Annotated in this window: 12 protein-coding genes and 1 pseudogene; 6 read left to right on the top strand and 7 right to left on the bottom strand. The window is 57.3% G+C overall.

Translation table 11 applies throughout. The features are described 5' to 3' along the window. Positions 1-605: 605 nt before the first annotated feature. On the bottom strand, positions 606-1,811 hold the full coding sequence (gltS, locus tag Q1B27_RS23060; RefSeq protein WP_085801339.1) for a sodium/glutamate symporter: 1,206 nt from the start codon (positions 1,809-1,811) through the stop codon (positions 606-608). A 218-nt stretch (positions 1,812-2,029) separates the two neighbouring features. Between gltS and Q1B27_RS23065 the strand changes: the two genes are divergently transcribed. Continuing rightward, positions 2,030-2,383: a hypothetical protein gene (locus Q1B27_RS23065; protein ID WP_139836451.1), complete on the top strand. Its 354-nt coding sequence runs from the start codon at positions 2,030-2,032 to the stop codon at positions 2,381-2,383. A gap of 28 nt (positions 2,384-2,411) precedes the next feature. Beyond that, positions 2,412-2,711, top strand: a complete 300-nt coding sequence (locus Q1B27_RS23070; protein ID WP_299852004.1) for an HdeA/HdeB family chaperone — start codon at positions 2,412-2,414, stop codon at positions 2,709-2,711. Positions 2,712-2,743: 32 nt separating this feature from the next. Here the strand turns inward: Q1B27_RS23070 and Q1B27_RS23075 are convergent, their stop codons facing one another. Both Q1B27_RS23075 and Q1B27_RS23080 read right to left on the bottom strand, forming a co-directional pair. Continuing rightward, a complete protein-coding gene (locus Q1B27_RS23075) occupies positions 2,744-5,476 on the bottom strand; it encodes a molybdopterin-dependent oxidoreductase (protein WP_299852007.1) in 2,733 nt (910 codons plus the stop codon). 314 nt (positions 5,477-5,790) lie between these two features. Beyond that, a complete protein-coding gene (locus Q1B27_RS23080; RefSeq protein ID WP_299852010.1) occupies positions 5,791-7,563 on the bottom strand; it encodes a DNA polymerase III subunit gamma/tau in 1,773 nt (590 codons plus the stop codon). A 228-nt stretch (positions 7,564-7,791) separates the two neighbouring features. Between Q1B27_RS23080 and Q1B27_RS23085 the strand changes: the two genes are divergently transcribed. Then, a complete protein-coding gene (locus Q1B27_RS23085; RefSeq protein WP_299852013.1) occupies positions 7,792-8,610 on the top strand; it encodes a PilZ domain-containing protein in 819 nt (272 codons plus the stop codon). A 23-nt stretch (positions 8,611-8,633) separates the two neighbouring features. Here Q1B27_RS23085 and Q1B27_RS23090 read toward each other — a convergent pair whose 3' ends face one another. After that, complete coding sequence (locus Q1B27_RS23090) at positions 8,634-9,032, bottom strand: DUF202 domain-containing protein (RefSeq protein ID WP_299852016.1); 399 nt, start codon at positions 9,030-9,032, stop codon at positions 8,634-8,636. Between the two features lie 189 nt (positions 9,033-9,221). Between Q1B27_RS23090 and Q1B27_RS23095 the strand changes: the two genes are divergently transcribed. Both Q1B27_RS23095 and Q1B27_RS23100 read left to right on the top strand, forming a co-directional pair. Further along, positions 9,222-10,061: a neutral zinc metallopeptidase gene (locus Q1B27_RS23095; RefSeq protein WP_299852019.1), complete on the top strand. Its 840-nt coding sequence runs from the start codon at positions 9,222-9,224 to the stop codon at positions 10,059-10,061. Between the two features lie 6 nt (positions 10,062-10,067). Next, the gene (locus tag Q1B27_RS23100) at positions 10,068-10,556 is read left to right on the top strand and encodes a protein phosphatase (protein WP_299852022.1); all 489 of its coding nucleotides are present in this window, start codon (positions 10,068-10,070) and stop codon (positions 10,554-10,556) included. Here the strand turns inward: Q1B27_RS23100 and Q1B27_RS23105 are convergent. The 3 genes from Q1B27_RS23105 to nudC form a co-directional block, all read right to left on the bottom strand. After that, a complete protein-coding gene (locus Q1B27_RS23105; protein WP_299852027.1) occupies positions 10,553-11,476 on the bottom strand; it encodes a PHP domain-containing protein in 924 nt (307 codons plus the stop codon). The genes Q1B27_RS23100 and Q1B27_RS23105 overlap by 4 nt on opposite strands. A 114-nt stretch (positions 11,477-11,590) precedes the next feature. Continuing rightward, on the bottom strand, positions 11,591-12,058 hold the full coding sequence (locus Q1B27_RS23110; RefSeq protein WP_299852030.1) for an SRPBCC family protein: 468 nt from the start codon (positions 12,056-12,058) through the stop codon (positions 11,591-11,593). A 41-nt stretch (positions 12,059-12,099) separates the two neighbouring features. Then, complete coding sequence (gene nudC / locus Q1B27_RS23115; protein WP_299852033.1) at positions 12,100-13,065, bottom strand: NAD(+) diphosphatase; 966 nt, start codon at positions 13,063-13,065, stop codon at positions 12,100-12,102. A gap of 219 nt (positions 13,066-13,284) precedes the next feature. Between nudC and Q1B27_RS24575 the strand changes: the two are divergent. Then, a pseudogene (locus tag Q1B27_RS24575) lies at positions 13,285-15,135 on the top strand (bifunctional 2',3'-cyclic-nucleotide 2'-phosphodiesterase/3'-nucleotidase); the annotation flags it as partial. Positions 15,136-15,211: the final 76 nt, after the last annotated feature.

Below are 15,211 nucleotides of genomic sequence, written 5' to 3' on the forward strand. Positions count from 1 at the left end.
ATTTTTTTTCTTCCCTAAATCAGACTACCGCAATACGGGTGCCCGTCAACCGAATCTAGGAGATAATTAAGCACCTGCGCGCACTTGATTGATTTAACTGGTGTCAATCAGCTGTCGTGACCGCCATTTGACCAGTCATGAAGCAGGCAGCCTTGGATTGTGCAACAACCCTCGTGGTTCATGCCAGCTGACAGACTTTGACATCCCTTTTGCTGAAGAGCGACCCGCTGGCCGACTCCCGGCAATCACCTCGTCACCGTCAAGATTGTCCAGGCCCTCGCTATGGGCGCGATTGTAAGCATCCGTCGCAAGCAAAGACAGGATGTCCGTCGTCTGAGATCCCCGCCTTGCGGCACGCACTCACGACATCCAAACCATCATGCAGATGCACGTCTATCTCACGCAACAGCTTCAGCGCGTCCTCATCCGAATACCGCTTCCGAGCCATCTCCCATCCCTCCTGTGACACACAAATAGTGGCACAGTTCTAAGGGGCTAAGACAATGGATGAACGGTGCGCGGACGGAGCTGCCTTTTACCGCATCCGTGCTTACGAAATCTCAGTGGCGCATTCGAGCCATTCTTCCAGGAATCTGAATTACGGGTTACATCCCGACAAAGAACTGGATGATGAAGGCATTGGCCAGGTCGACGAAGAAAGCTGAGACCAAGGGTAGCACGATAAAGGCCAGCGGCGCGGCACCATAGCGTTTTGTCACCGAAGACATGTTTGCGATAGCCGTAGGGGTGGCACCAAGGGCAAATCCGGCGAAACCTGCACTGAGAACGGCAGCAGTATAGTCGCTGCCAATGGCGCGAAATACAACAAAGCCGATAAAACAAACTGTCACCACCACCTGCAATGCTAAAACTATCAACAATGGACCGCCAAGCTCGGCCAATGTCCAAAGCTGCATGCTCATCAGTGACATCGCTAGAAAAACTGACAGGCTATAGTCCGACAGAACCGCCAGCGATCGGCTACCAGTGGGCCAGATGAGTTTCGGGAACACAAAAGGGATAGTGTTGGACATTAGAATCCCAACCAAAAGGCAGGGCACAAAAAGGGGCAGTTTCACTCCCATCTCGCCGATCGTCAGATGGGCGAAGTAGCCAAAGAAGATGGCCGTATGCGCCGCCAGCATCGCGCGCATCAAATTGACATGGTCAACAACATCCGCGGGCTCACCTTCTTCTTCGTATTGCAACCCGACAATCGGATCGGCGTCAGCTTCACCTTTCAACCCATGCCGGTCGATCAACCGCTTTGCGATTGGGCCACCGACCAGTGCCGCCAGAACCAGCCCTAATGTTGCGGCGGCAATGCCAACCTCATCTGCGGCGGCAAACCCCGTCAAATCTTCGATTTGCGGACCCCAGGCAATGGCCGTCCCATGGCCGCCGATCAGGGCAGCGGATCCGAGCAGAACTGAAACGGCAGTGGGCAGATCAAACAAAAGCGTCCCTATCAGCCCGACAACGTTCTGCAACAACATGAACCCGACTGTCAGAAAGAGCAGGACCAACAACAGCCGACCGCCCTTTATGAGATCTGTGACGCGCGCATTCAGCCCGATGGTCGAAAAAAACAGAACAAGAAGATAGTCACGCACCTGCAGGTCAAACACGATTTGCTTTCCGGTGAACTGGAAGAATCCCCAAGTGGCAAAGGCAACAGCAAGTCCGCCGGACACCGGCTCGGGAATATTGTAATTCTTCAGGAACGCCACCCGGCGGGTCAAAAAGGCACCTAGGAAGAAGACAATGAACCCCAAGGTAACAGCAACAAATGCGGGGACTAGGATCTGCATGGTATTCGCTCGCGCTCCAGTTTCTCGCACCAACCTATAGAAGTTGACTCCTGGTGCCATCACCCGCTGGTGTGAACTATAGCCTCAATAGCCGCTAAATTAGTGCATCATCTGCTGCAACCGGTCGTATCTTGCCGAAAGGCCTAGCAGACTGGTTTCCGCTTTACCGGCAGTAGAGGGGTACAGTAGCGTCTGTTCAAGCAGGGCGGGGATGTATTGTGAAACCTATCAATAAAATAGCGCAAACCGTGATTATTCTTGCGATTGCGATGTCGCTTTCATCTTTGGTTCCGCCCCCAGCGGAAGCGCAATCTTACCGCGACTACTGCCATGATCGTGCTAAACGTCTGAGTGGATACAAAGGCAGAGCCGGTGGTGTCGTAGGCGGCGCAGTCAAGGGTGCAGTCGGTGGCGCGATAATCAGCGGCATATTGGGCGGCAGCAAGAAAGACCGCAAAAAGGCTGCAAAACTCGGCGCACTGCTAGGTGGGATTTCAGGGGCAAACCGCCCGAACAGCCGCGCCGCTCGGATCTACCGGCTGGAATTTGATGATTGTATGCGCCGGAGGTGACAGGATGACCAATTCAAGGGAACAGGGAATGAAAAAACTTCTTCGACGCGTGGCAGCAGCAGCACTTGCTGCGGCACCTGTATTGGTCTTGGCGCAAGAACAACCGGCAACCGAGGCCTTCAATATTGAAAGCATCAGTTGCTGGGATGTGATTACGTTGCCCGAAGATGACGCAACTTTCGTGACGGCCATGTTGATTGGCTACGCGAATGGTCAGACCAGTCAATCCCAAACCTCTCCGAAGGCAATTGTGGATCTCGTCGAGAAGTTTGACGAAACCTGTGCTGAACATCCTGACGCGTCTGCACTGGAAGTCCTGAAGCAATAAGCCTCAGGACTTTCTGATGGAGCGCTGGCCCGTCAGTTTGCGTCTGCGGCGTTCGTCATTAGATAGTCCATGACCAGCGCCGCTTCTTCCTCATCAAGCCCCGCGCGGGGGAACATGGAAGGCGTGATGCCTTTCCACTGTTGCCGCGTGTAATGCGTAACCTCGCGCGGCGCATGGCAGACCGTGCAGCGCTCGAAGAAGATCTTCTCGCCCGGGCTCATATCCGCCATAAGAGCCTCGGTTAGGGCGGCTAGACGCTCGGTGCCCACCTTGTCCTCATCTATCTCTGCCACCTCGATATCGTCTATGATGGCGGGAGGATCATAGGCCATGTTGGGACCTTCTGGATCTTCACATTTGCGCATTTCGACAAGCACGGTATTGGCTGACGTGGCTTGCGACAATCCAGAGGCAGGTTGCGTCGAGGTTAGGAAGTTCACCAGACCAGAATTGCAGCGACCCTTGTTGTCTAGCTGCGGCCAACCGCCTTCGTAGATCGACACGACACCTGGCATGATCCCGTCCGAGACGACGGCCCCGGCGATCACCGTACCACGATCATTGTAGAGCTCGACCAGATCTCCATCTTCAATGCCACGATCCACTGCGTCCTGGTCATTGATCCTCACCGGTTCGCGTCCCTGCACCATGTAGAGATCGCGCAGACGTTCGGAGTTTCCCATCTGGCTGTGCAAACGGAACCACGGGTGAGGTGAGACCACATGCAACTGGCCCTCCTTGGCGTTGCCGAGATATTCGTGTTTCTCCATCCAGACCGGCATGCCGGGGCAATCTTTGATCTCCATATTGGCGATGGTTTCGCAGAACATCTCTATCTTGCCCGACGTCGTGTGCAGCGGGTTGGCCTCCGGATCACTGTAGAAGTCGTTATGGCGCACCCACTTGCGGGCTTGCTTGGTAAAGCCGTGCGTCCGGCCGCTCCGCTTGCGCTTACGCTTCATCTCTCGTTCGGGGATGAGTGGCTCGCCCATGAAGGCATAACCTTGCTCCCAGAATTCTTCGAACGGCGTATGCTTTGCAGCCCCCGAAGCTGCGTAGGCCAACTGGATGTGATACATCTTGTCTTCGCTGTCCGTGAACTGTGCCCAGAGACCCAGCTTGTCGGCGAGACCCTCGAAAATCTCGTAATCGGGCAGACTATCCTCAACGGGTTCAATCACTTTCTTCATCGCATAGACGCGGTCGTTGGAATAGGTGCCGCCTGAGGTGATGTCGTCCTGCTCCAACGTTGAGGCGGCAGGCAGGACGATATCGGCCCAACGGGTTGCTGCCGTCCACCAGACATCGACACAGACAACGGTTTCGACCTTGTTCAAGGCTCTGATCAGCCGGTTGGTATCCTGCTGGTGCGACATGAAGTTGTTGCCCGCGTTGAACACCATCTTGATGTCGGGATAGGTGTTGGTCTGCCCGTTGTAGAAAAATTCCTTACCCGGATTTTCCAGCGCCTCGGTGATACGTGAGGCCGGCACAACCTTGGTCACGAAGTTGCGGCCCTGGCTCATGCCCACGGGCGTCGCGTTGCCGCCCTGAGGCATACCGCCATTGCCGTAATGCCAGGAGAATCCGATGCCTTCGCCCGGTTTGCCGATCTTGCCCACCAGCGCGGCGAAGTTGACGATCGACCAATAGGCCATTTCGCCATGTTGGGCGCGCTGGATGGCCCATGATCCGGCGATGCAGGTTTTCGAGGCCACGATAAGTTCGGCCAGGTCCTTGATTTCCTGCGCATCTATGCCGGTGATCGTCGCGGCCCAGGCTGGCGTCTTGGGCGTGCCGTCAGTCTCGCCCTTGACATAGGCGATCCACTTGTCGGCACCGACGGTGTATTTGTCCATGTAGGCCCGATCTTCCAGACCGTTTTCAAGCACGTGATAGGACATGGCAAGGAAGAGCGCGGTATCGGTATTGGGGATGATACGCTTCCATTCCGAATTCAGATAGACATCGCTGGCGGTACGCTGTGGGTTGATCGAGATGAACTTGACGCCATTGTCGCGGATTTCCTCCCAATAGGCGTACATGCCATGATCGGCGACGCGGTATTCGATCCGGTTGTTCTTGATCGGATCGCATCCCACCAGGACAAATAACTCGGTGTTGTCGCGGATGGTTTCCCATGCTGATTGTGGAGAATAAACCTCCATGTCGCCGATGATATGCGGCATGCATACTTGACCAGCCCCGGCCGACCAGTCGCCGGCAGTGTTGGTGCAGCCGCCCATCAGGTTGATCAGCCGCCCCTGAAGCACGTTGGGGCGGAAAACACCGGCGTTGGACCAGCCGCCATAGGAGGAACTGAAGATCGCCTCATTGCCATGCTCAGTGGCGGTATCCAGCAAAGCCTTGGCCGTGAGGCTCCACACAGTGTCCCAGTCGACCTTGACCCATTCTTCCTTGCCGCGAAGCTCGGGTTTGATATCTCCGGTTTCCCAGCCCTCAAGATAGGATTTTCGCACCATCGGGTAGTTGATGCGGGTCTTGTCATAGGTCCGATCCATCACGCCGTAGGTGAGCATCTCGGTGGGGCGCGAATCCAATTCGGTCATCGTCGTCAGGCCGACCAGCTTGCCGTCGCGCACGACCGCCTCAAACGGGCCGTAGTGTGTGGCGTGAAAGATGCGGTCTGAATAGGAGTTGGGGTCGATACTGGCCAGCGATGTGCTACCAAGCAAGGACGTGCTGCCGAGAGCAGCCGCACTGCTTTTTAGAAACGTTCTTCGGGTTGGATTAAGAAATGTCATAAGTGCCTCCCATCAAAATTCATTGAGAGTACTATACACCCAACACTCGCCTTTTCCTTGTGTTGTATCAAAGTTTATCAGCAAGTAGTTTTGCGAAAGTAAGCCTGCGTAGCTTCGTGGGTGTGACCGCCGTCCAAATTCGTTATTGCTATCTGCCCGAATGGATTGAAAATAATATGAAGTGTCTGCTTTGTGATTTTTGGCGACATTTATACTCAGTGCAGCATTGGTCGCTATGGGCTCAAACCGGCCATTGACGCCCTGTGCGCCCTCAAACCGTGCCTTCGGTGACCTGAGAAAATTTTGCGGAACGGCTAATCTTCCTCGAACGGATCCCATTCGTCGTCGACTTCTGGCAACGCCTCGGCCAAGGCTTCGGCCTGCTGGTCTTCGGGTGTACGGATCTGGGTGATATGTGCCTTGGGAAAAGCGGCCATCACGGCTTGTACCAAAGGGTGGTTTTCTGCCGCTGATTTCAGCGCCAGGTCGGCCGCATCACGCTTTTCGGCAATGGTTTCGGCGCCGCCATCGTTGACCAGCGTGACCGCCCAGCGGTTACCGGTCCAGCGTTGCAGCGCGCTACCCAGCCGTTGCGCCAGATCGGCAGGTGCGTTTTCGGTGGGGACGAATTCGATCCGGCCCGGCTGGTAGGCCGCCAGACGGACACATCCCTCAACCTCGACCAGGAGTTTCACATCGCGATTGGCGCGGATCAGTTCGATCACATGCTCGAATGTCGGATACCGCGCAAGTGCGGCATCCGCGTCGGTGGCCAATGCCGTCTGCGGTCCGGCACCAGCGCCGGTGGATGTCCGGGCCGAAGCGATAGCCGAGGCCCCCTCGCCGTGCTCGCCAGGTGCACCGGTGCTCTGCACTGGTTTCCCTCCGCCCGATCCAGGGGACGGTGGGGGGGCATCCCGAAGTTTGCGCACCAGCTCTTCCGGGCTGGGCAGGTCGGCCACATGGGTCAGGCGGATCATCGCCATCTCGGCGGCCATCATCGCGTTCGGTGCGGCGGCGACCTCATCCAGGGCCTTCAGCAGCATCTGCCACATCCGCGTCATCACTCGCATCGGCAGGTCCGCCGCCATCGCCTGACCGCGGGTCCGCTCATCCGGGCTGATCGTGGGGTCTTCGGCGGCTTCGGGCGTGATCTTGACCACGGAAATCCAGTGCGTGACCTCGGCCAGATCGCGCAGCACCGCCATGGGATCGGCGCCTTCGGCATATTGGCTGGAAAGTTCGGACAACGCCCCCGCCGCATCCCCCTTCATGATCAGGTCGAAAAGGTCCAGCACCCGTCCACGATCCGCCAGTCCCAGCATGGCGCGGACCTGGTCAGCGGTGGTTTGCCCCGCACCATGTGAAATCGCCTGATCCAGCAGCGATGTGGCATCCCGCGCCGAACCTTCCGCCGCGCGGGTGATCAATGCCAGTGCGTCCTCGCTGATCTCGGCCCCTTCGGCGCTCGCGATCTTTTGCATCAAGGCGATCATCACCTCGGGCTCGATCCGGCGCAGGTCGAACCGCTGGCAGCGCGACAGCACCGTTACAGGCACTTTGCGAATTTCAGTCGTGGCGAAGATGAATTTCACATGTTCCGGCGGCTCTTCGAGGGTCTTCAGCAGCGCGTTGAATGCGCTGGTCGAGAGCATGTGAACCTCGTCGATGATGTATATCTTGTAGCGGGCGCTGGCCGCGCGGTAATGCACGCTTTCGATGATTTCTCGGATGTCGCCCACACCGGTGCGGCTGGCGGCATCCATCTCCATCACGTCGACATGGCGCCCTTCCATGATCGCGGTACAATGTTCGCATTGGCCGCACGGTTCGGTCGTGGGACCTCCCGCGCCGTCGGCGCCGATGCAGTTCATGCCTTTGGCGATGATTCTCGCAGTCGTCGTCTTACCGGTGCCGCGAATGCCGGTCATGATGAAGGCCTGCGCGATCCGGTCCGCCTGAAACGCGTTTTTCAGCGTCCGCACCATCGCATCCTGCCCCACCAGATCGGCAAAGGTTTCGGGCCGGTATTTCCGGGCAAGGACCTGATAGGCTGTGTTTTCGGTCACGCGGGCGCTGCCTGTCATCGGGGAATCGTTGGCCTCAGCCTATGGGTTGGCAGGGGCGAGGTCCAGCATTCACCGGGCCTTGGAAGGCGGTAACTGCAAGTACCTCTTTCTTAATGATTTTGAGTCAATCTGCCCGGGAATTCTAGAAGGGAAGATACCGTGCGGCTGGCGATTATTTTTGGAATTACTCTGTGCATGGCTTTGGGCGCCGGAAAGGCACGCGCCAGCTCAAAAGACAGCTGCGACATGATTGAAACGCTTGCAGGGCTGCCGATGAGTTTGGCGTCGCTTCGGGCGAACGGTGGGAATACCACCGCCTTTCAGATGGATTTACGTCGATCGCTTGGCTATCTGAATGATCGTCGCCGAACCGTTATTTTTACCCGGTCCGAGCTTCGCACAATGAGGATTTTTGCAGGCGCCGTGCGTGAAGATTGGAAGATGAACGGCAGTTCATCCAATGGTCGCCAAATCCCCGGCCTGACAAAAACATCCACAACGATTCAGACGCAGCTGTCAGCGATTGCCAGCAAGTTCGGATGTGAGATTCCCAGCAATGGAAGCGTGTCGACGTTATGGAATGTCAAATCAGCGCCGATCAATCCGTTGACATTGTTGATTGCAGTCTTGTTTAGCGCGCTTGCAGTGCTCAGCATCTATCGTCTGGTTCGGCAGCGGTACCAGTCAAAACGACGGATTTGCAATGTGCGGGCCATGTTGCACCATGGTGATCTCTGCGTTGAAACAACGATCCTTGATATCAGTCGTGGCGGTGCGATGGTCGAATCTCCGACCGAGGAATTTCCAACAAGCGACCTGACGCTTCAGTTGACCGATCACGATATCGTCTCGCGAGTTGTCTGGACGAACAGTAATTTCATTGGATTGAGCTTTGACAAGATGCTTTCATCGCGGGTTGTCGATGAAATCGCGGAAATGAGCCATGAAACAGATCAGGTGAATGATCTGACAGATGCGACAACGGATCGCTTTGAGGTGGGGCAAGCCGACACAGACCCGGGACAGACTGCGCCAATGCAACTAAAGGGGATGCGCGAAGCATAAAGCGCCTGATCGGCAAAAAAGCCTCAGAGTCCCCATAGAATTGAACCGGTTGCGATCGTGGCGATGGTCAAGAGTGCGGCGATCAACGTGAAGTTTTTTGACGGCATCGCCTCAGCATCGTTTTCGCTTAACCTTGTCAGTGTCTTGTTGGCCTGCCGTTGGGCTGACCAGTAGATGACGATGGCGATCACCAAAAAGAACGACGCCACGGACTTGGCGGCCCAGGTCGGTTCAAAATCACCAAACACAGCCTTCAGACCAATCGCTATGCCAACCGCCCCCAGACCAAACCCCATCCAACTGTTGAAGGTGCGTTCATTGGCCATGATCGTGCGATCCTCGGCCCAGTCCGTCCGAACCTGGGCCTTGTCGGTATTGCTGCCCTCCCGAGCCTTTTCTGTTCGGCTTTCCGTATCTCCCATGGTCCCAGACTAGGCCAAGGCGCTAAATTGGGAAACGGAATTCGTTGATCATATTGTTCGAACCGCTGCGTTCTTCCAAACGGCCTCGCGCGGGTTTTTGCACCGGGTACATTCCAGCCTTTCTTCCCCTAGGCAAAAAATTCACAAACGGTGTATGCTGTTGCCTGAAACCGATGGGGGAGAGAACAGATGCGGTTAAGGGGTGTACGCGGTAGTCGCAATGTCGAAGATCGGCGTGGCAGGCGCGGCAAGGCCGGGGCGGGTATTGGCGGTATCGGTCTGTTGGTGGTGCTGGCTGTCGGGTATTTCTCGGGGATAGATGTTACACCGTTGCTGCAAGGGCAGCAGCCAAGCACGCAGAGCGGCGAGCCGCGCGCACTCAGTGCAGAGGAAAAGCAGGCGGGTGAATTTTCCGCGCGTGTTCTTGCCACCACTGAAGCGGTCTGGAGCAAGATTTTCCCGGCCCAGATCGGCAAGGAGTATCGCCCGCCGGTGATGGTGCTTTATTCCGGTGTCACGTCCAGCCCTTGCGGCAATGCCTCGGGCGCTACTGGGCCGTTTTACTGCCCTGCGGATCGCAAGGCCTATCTGGATACCGAATTCTTTAGCACGCTTTCGCGACAGATGGGCGCCAAGGGCGATTTTGCCGCCGCCTATGTGATTGCCCACGAAGTGGCGCATCATGTCCAGAACGAGATTGGCATTCTGCCCGAAGTCAATAAACGCCGGCAATCTGTCAGCAGGACCGAAGCCAATGCCCTTACGGTGCGGCTGGAACTTCAGGCCGATTGCCTCAGCGGCGTCTGGGCGCGGTCAGTCGATGGCATGCTGGAACCCGGTGATCTGGAAGAGGCGTTGAACGCCGCGCGCAAGATCGGGGATGACCATTTGCAAAAACGCGCAGGGAAAGTGCCGCAACCGCATACATTCACGCACGGCACCTCGGAGCAGCGCTCGCGCTGGTTTGCGACTGGCTATCAAAGCGGTGACCCCGGTCAGTGCGATACCTTTGGCACTGATCGGTTGTAACGTGCCATGACCGGTTTCGTCATCTATGCGCTTCCGGTTTCCGAGGGCATCATTGCGCTCTCGCCGCTGCCGGGGCGCAATGGTGATTACAAGGCCGATCTTGAGCATTTGCGCGATTGGCAACCCGCCATCGTCATCAGCATGACAACGCTTGCCGAAATGGTGGCCCGCGATGCCGGGGGGCTGGGCAATGATGTGCGAGATATGGGCACGCGCTGGATGCATGTGCCGATCGCCGACTTTGGCGCTCCGACGCCCGAGGTTGAAGACAAGTGGCATGCAGCCGCCAAAGCAGCGCTTGGCGCTTTGCAAGGTGGTGGGCGGGTGTTGATCCATTGCAATGGCGGGTGCGGTCGTTCGGGCATGGCGGTGCTGAGACTGATGATCGAGGCAGGGGAGGCCCCCGACACAGCCTTGGCACGATTACGCGCGATCAGGCCCTGCGCGGTAGAAACCGACGCCCAGAGGCAATGGGCGTTTGACGGGCAGTCTTAGTCAAGCCGGATCGGATTGGACCAGGCCCGTTTTCCCGCGCGGTCCACAAGGGTTACCCGCACCCATGTGCTGCCCTTAAGACGTTTCAGATCCATCTCGGCTTGTGTCATTGATGCACCGTGCTGGGCATACGCGCCCGAGCCATGGCCTTGCACGATTACTGTCTCAACAGCCGAGGACGTCACGCGCAATGTATCGCCCTCAACCTCTATCCCGTGCAGGTCTGGCCCCTGGCTGGCGTAGAAATGCCCGGCTTTCAGCGCAGCCAACAGGGCGTCGGGCTCGTTCGCCTCGGCCTTTACCATCACCCAGCCACCAAAGGCGTCAGGGCTTGCGAAATGGGAGTCATCGGTTGCAATCAGCGACAGATCATTGCCTTCGGAAATCAGCATGTCGGCGATGTGGAACCCCTCGGCCCGGTCGCAATCGACGCCGCAGCCGTGGTTGTACACTTCGACCGCATGCGCCGCATCGATGGAGCGCGCATCGGCCAGCGTCATCCCCGACCAATGCGGATGCGCCACCGCCACAAAGGCGCCGGCATCTCGTGCGCGCCGGGCGATCTCGGGGCCGGTTTCCTGATCGGCCACAGCTACAAAACCCGGCGCGTTGGCTGGGGCGAAATCTTCAGGCAATCCCACTGCCAGAATGTGCCAGAGACCGCCATTTTCCATCTTCCCCGAGTGCAGTTCCGCCCCGGGTATGGTGGTGAAACCATTGTCGCGGAATGGTTTGGTATCGGCGATCGGGTAGTTGAATAATTCTACGAAATGGTCTGTCAGGCTGATGAAATCATAGCCTTCGGCCTTGTAGCGCCGACACACTTCGGCGGGCTCCAACATGCCATCGGACAAGGTGGAATGAGTGTGCAGGTTGCCACGGTAAAACCGGCCCGGTGCGTCAAAAGCGGCTGGCGTCATCTTCAGGCCTCATGTCTTGCGCTGTGTGTCAGGCGGACACTATCAGCGCAAAACACATGATCAACCCTGTTCGCGACGCCCCTTGGCCGTTTTCAGGCGATGCCGCCGCGGGCCTCAGGCACTACGTTTATAGCGGTCCTCAAGATCACGGGCCAATTCGGCTACCCGCATTGCGTATCTGCTGGCGAGGTTGCTTCGTGCCAGTTTCAGCGATTGAACCAGCAATCGGGAAGAGAGCGTTTTGGGGCGTAGCCCCAGATCCATGCTCACCCGTGTGCGCCCGCGCGACAACGGTACCAGATCGACCATCATGTCGCCTCCCATTGAGGGTGAGCGTGATGACAGAACCATGCAATTGGGCGCGTCCAGGCCGGTGAGTTCCATTTTCAACTCGCGCATCTTACCGCGCCATTTGAAGGCAATGTCCCAAGCCATGCCTACACCCGGGACTGTCTTGTTATCGACCCTTTGCACTTCGGCCCCGCGTCGCAGGGCAGAACGTTCAAAAGCCTGGAAATCGGTCAACTGGTCAAACACGTAATTGATAGGGGCTTCTATATCTTCCCTTGCGCTGAACTTCATGGCCGGGCCTTCACTGTCTTCTGCTCGGGGCTATTGTCGCGTTAATAATTTGTATCCGCAAGCCAGTTGCGAAGTAAAAAATGCGCGATGGCCCCCTGTCTGGCCGGTGCCAGCACGGGGTGTCGCCCGGCAAAGGCTTGCAGAATTTCCTCGCGGGGGAACCAGCGGGCGTCTTCGATTTCGTTCGGATCAATGGTGATCTCGCGGGTCAGTGCCTTGCCGCTGCATCCGATCATCAGGGACGAGGGGAAAGCCCAGGGCTGATTGGCCAAGTAACCGACCTGACCGACCCGCACACCAGCCTCTTCAAATACCTCTCGGCGGACTGCGGCCTCAATGGTTTCACCCGGTTCGACGAAACCGGCCAGCAGTGAATACATTCCTTCGGGCCAACCCGGTGATCGCCCCATGAGGACCGAGTTTCCCTGCGTAATCAACATGATGACCACGGGATCAGTGCGTGGAAAGTGCTGCCCGCCGCACGCGGTGCAGTTACGTTGCCATCCGGTTTGGGCCTGCTTGCTTTCTGCACCGCATCGGGCACAAAATCTGTGGCTGACATGCCAGCCCAAAACGGATTTTGCCGTGGCCGCCAATTCGGCATCCCGTGCGTCAAGCCGGGTCATGATCCGGCGCAATTCGGCAAAGACCGCGCCGGGCACATCTGGATGTTGCTGCTCTGTGGCGTCCAGAAACTGATTGAGGGTGCTGTCATCCAGATCTTCTGGTTCCCAGGCCAAGAGGTCATGCGCAAAAATCAGGCCGCCATCTTCGTCCCGGCCCAACAATAACGGCGCACCGGCTTGCGCAAAGATCATGTGATCCAATGGCAACCGCAACAGGCTGTTCAAACTGCCCTCTGTGACCAATGGCTTGCCGCGCCATAGCAAAATGCTGGTGGCCTGACATGCGGCGCTTGCGGCGTCCAGTGCGGGCGCGTCTCCGCGTAATTCAGCCGCGCGATCCAGCCCGCTGCCCCCGAATGTCACGGTCTCCGCGTTTTCCATTTTAGCCCCCGTTTCCGCGCGCTATCGGTGGCATGTTCAGAGGGTCGGGGCAAGTTGCTTTAAAGGCTCTTTTTGGTTGTGAATCCGAAAATAAAACAACTTTAAGTAAACAAATGAGTGTGCCAATGTACTAATGGTATAGTAGCGTAGGACGTCAGACACTCAAACACTGCAGGTGCATGAAGATAAATCAAACCATGAATCCTCAAAGAACAGGCAATGAATTTGACTGACACAAAGCCGCCGTCGGATATCAAAGGGCGGATATTGCAGGGTGTTCCGCATATTCGCCTGAGGTTGCTGGAGACGACGGATGTGCATTCAAACCTCCTGCCGTTCGACTATTATGCCGATAGTTGCGAGGCATCGTTTGGCCTGGCACGTACCGCGACGCTGATCCATCAGGCGCGAGCGGAGGTGTCGAATAGCCTGCTTCTGGACAATGGGGATTTCCTTCAGGGTACACCGATCAGTGATATGACGGCTCAACCTGCCAGTGGATGGGCCGGGCCACATCCTGCAATCACGGCGATGAATTATCTGCGATATGATGCGGCCGGTCTGGGCAATCACGAGTTCAATTTTGGCCTCGATTGGCTGCAATCGGTTCTCTCGGACGCATCCTTTCCGATCACCTGCGCTAATGCGGTGACGGGTCCGGGGGAAACGCCGGATGAGGACAAGACACTTTACCCACCTTTCCTGATCCTCGATCATCGCATGACCGATAGCGACGGTGCGGTACATGATCTGCGCATTGGATTGATCGGCCTGCTGCCACCGCAGGTCACGACCTGGGATCAGTTCCACCTCAAGGACCGGTTGATCGCCCGTGACATCCTGGATGCGGCCCGGGCCTGGATTCCCCGGATGCGCGACGAAGGCGCCGATATTGTCATTGCCCTGGCCCATACCGGGATCGACCCGGATGACTATTATCCGTTCAAGGAAAATGTGGCGCTGGCGCTGGCGGGCGTTCCCGGTGTCGATGCAATCCTTGCCGGCCACACCCACGAGGTCTTTCCAAACCCTGAAGAAGCCGATGTGGATGGCGCCAGCAATCAGGAAGGTACCTTGTCCGGGACACCGGCGGTGATGTCGGGGTTTCGGGGGTCGCATCTTGGGGTGCTGGACCTTTATCTGCAACGAAACGACACAGGATGGCAGGTAACGGCACATAAATCCGAGATGCGCTGCGTTGCAAGTTCGGGGGCCGAACCGGTTCCGCCTGACGAAAATTTCAAACAACTGCTGATGCCTGCTCATAAGCATACGCTTGAGTTAATCCGCAAACCGTTGGGTCGCAACACCGCGCCGCTTCACAGCTACTTCGCATTGGTTCGCAACGATGCGGCAACCCAACTGGTGACACGTGCGCAACGCGCCGCTCTTGCTCAAATGGTGCAGGGAACCGATGATGCCGCACTGCCGATCCTGTCGACCTCGGCGCCCTTCAAGACCGGTGGACGCGGCGGGCCTAAATATTACTCTGATGTTCCGCCGGGTGATTTTCGCCTGCGGAACGCGGCGGATCTATATGCGTTTCCGAACACGCTTTGCGGGTTGCGTGTGACCGGGGCGCAGCTGCGTGACTGGTTGGAGCGCGCAGCGGTATGTTTCAGCAGGGTCGAACCGGGCAAGCAGGATCAACCGCTCATTAATCCGATGGTACCAGGCCACAATTTTGATGTGATAGACGGTCTCAGCTATGTGATCGACCTGTCTCAGCCCGCCCGATATGACCGCAACGGGCATCTGTTCTGTAAATCCGCGCACCGCATCTTGGATTTGCGCTACAAGGGCCAAGTGGTCGATGACGATCAGCAGTTCCTGTTGGCGGCCAACAGCTTTCGCGCGCGTGGCGGTGGCTCCTATCCCCATTTGGCCGAAAGCTGTTTTGCCGTTTCCAGCCGCGTCCCTGTGCGCGACATCGTTGCGGAATTCGTCCAGGATGCTCAGGTTGTAAGCTCCGCCACCGAACGGTTCTGGTCCTTTGCGCCGATGCCCGACACCAGTGTATTTTTTGACACTGGCCCCGGTATCCGCCGGTATCCTGATGAGATTGCCGCCCTTGGCGTGACCGACCTTGGCGATACCGGTGCAGGCTTTGCGCGATTCAGGTTGCCGTTGGAATCCGGCCTGTCCG

The sequence above is a fragment of the uncultured Roseovarius sp. genome, from assembly GCF_947489715.1.
In the GTDB taxonomy this organism is placed as follows: domain Bacteria; phylum Pseudomonadota; class Alphaproteobacteria; order Rhodobacterales; family Rhodobacteraceae; genus Roseovarius.

Bases quoted from the DNA above. Each gene is read 5' to 3' on its own strand.
- Q1B27_RS23100 (WP_299852022.1), top strand. From the start codon at position 10,068: ATGACCGGTTTCGTCATCTATGCGCTTCCGGTTTCCGAGGGCATCATT.
- gltS (WP_085801339.1), bottom strand. From the start codon at position 1,811: ATGCAGATCCTAGTCCCCGCATTTGTTGCTGTTACCTTGGGGTTCATT.
- Q1B27_RS23095 (WP_299852019.1), top strand. From the start codon at position 9,222: ATGCGGTTAAGGGGTGTACGCGGTAGTCGCAATGTCGAAGATCGGCGT.
- Q1B27_RS23075 (WP_299852007.1), bottom strand. From the start codon at position 5,476: ATGACATTTCTTAATCCAACCCGAAGAACGTTTCTAAAAAGCAGTGCG.
- Q1B27_RS23105 (WP_299852027.1), bottom strand. From the start codon at position 11,476: ATGACGCCAGCCGCTTTTGACGCACCGGGCCGGTTTTACCGTGGCAAC.
- Q1B27_RS23110 (WP_299852030.1), bottom strand. From the start codon at position 12,058: ATGAAGTTCAGCGCAAGGGAAGATATAGAAGCCCCTATCAATTACGTG.
- Q1B27_RS23085 (WP_299852013.1), top strand. From the start codon at position 7,792: ATGATTGAAACGCTTGCAGGGCTGCCGATGAGTTTGGCGTCGCTTCGG.
- Q1B27_RS23080 (WP_299852010.1), bottom strand. From the start codon at position 7,563: ATGACAGGCAGCGCCCGCGTGACCGAAAACACAGCCTATCAGGTCCTT.
- nudC (WP_299852033.1), bottom strand. From the start codon at position 13,065: ATGGAAAACGCGGAGACCGTGACATTCGGGGGCAGCGGGCTGGATCGC.
- Q1B27_RS23090 (WP_299852016.1), bottom strand. From the start codon at position 9,032: ATGGGAGATACGGAAAGCCGAACAGAAAAGGCTCGGGAGGGCAGCAAT.
- Q1B27_RS23070 (WP_299852004.1), top strand. From the start codon at position 2,412: ATGAAAAAACTTCTTCGACGCGTGGCAGCAGCAGCACTTGCTGCGGCA.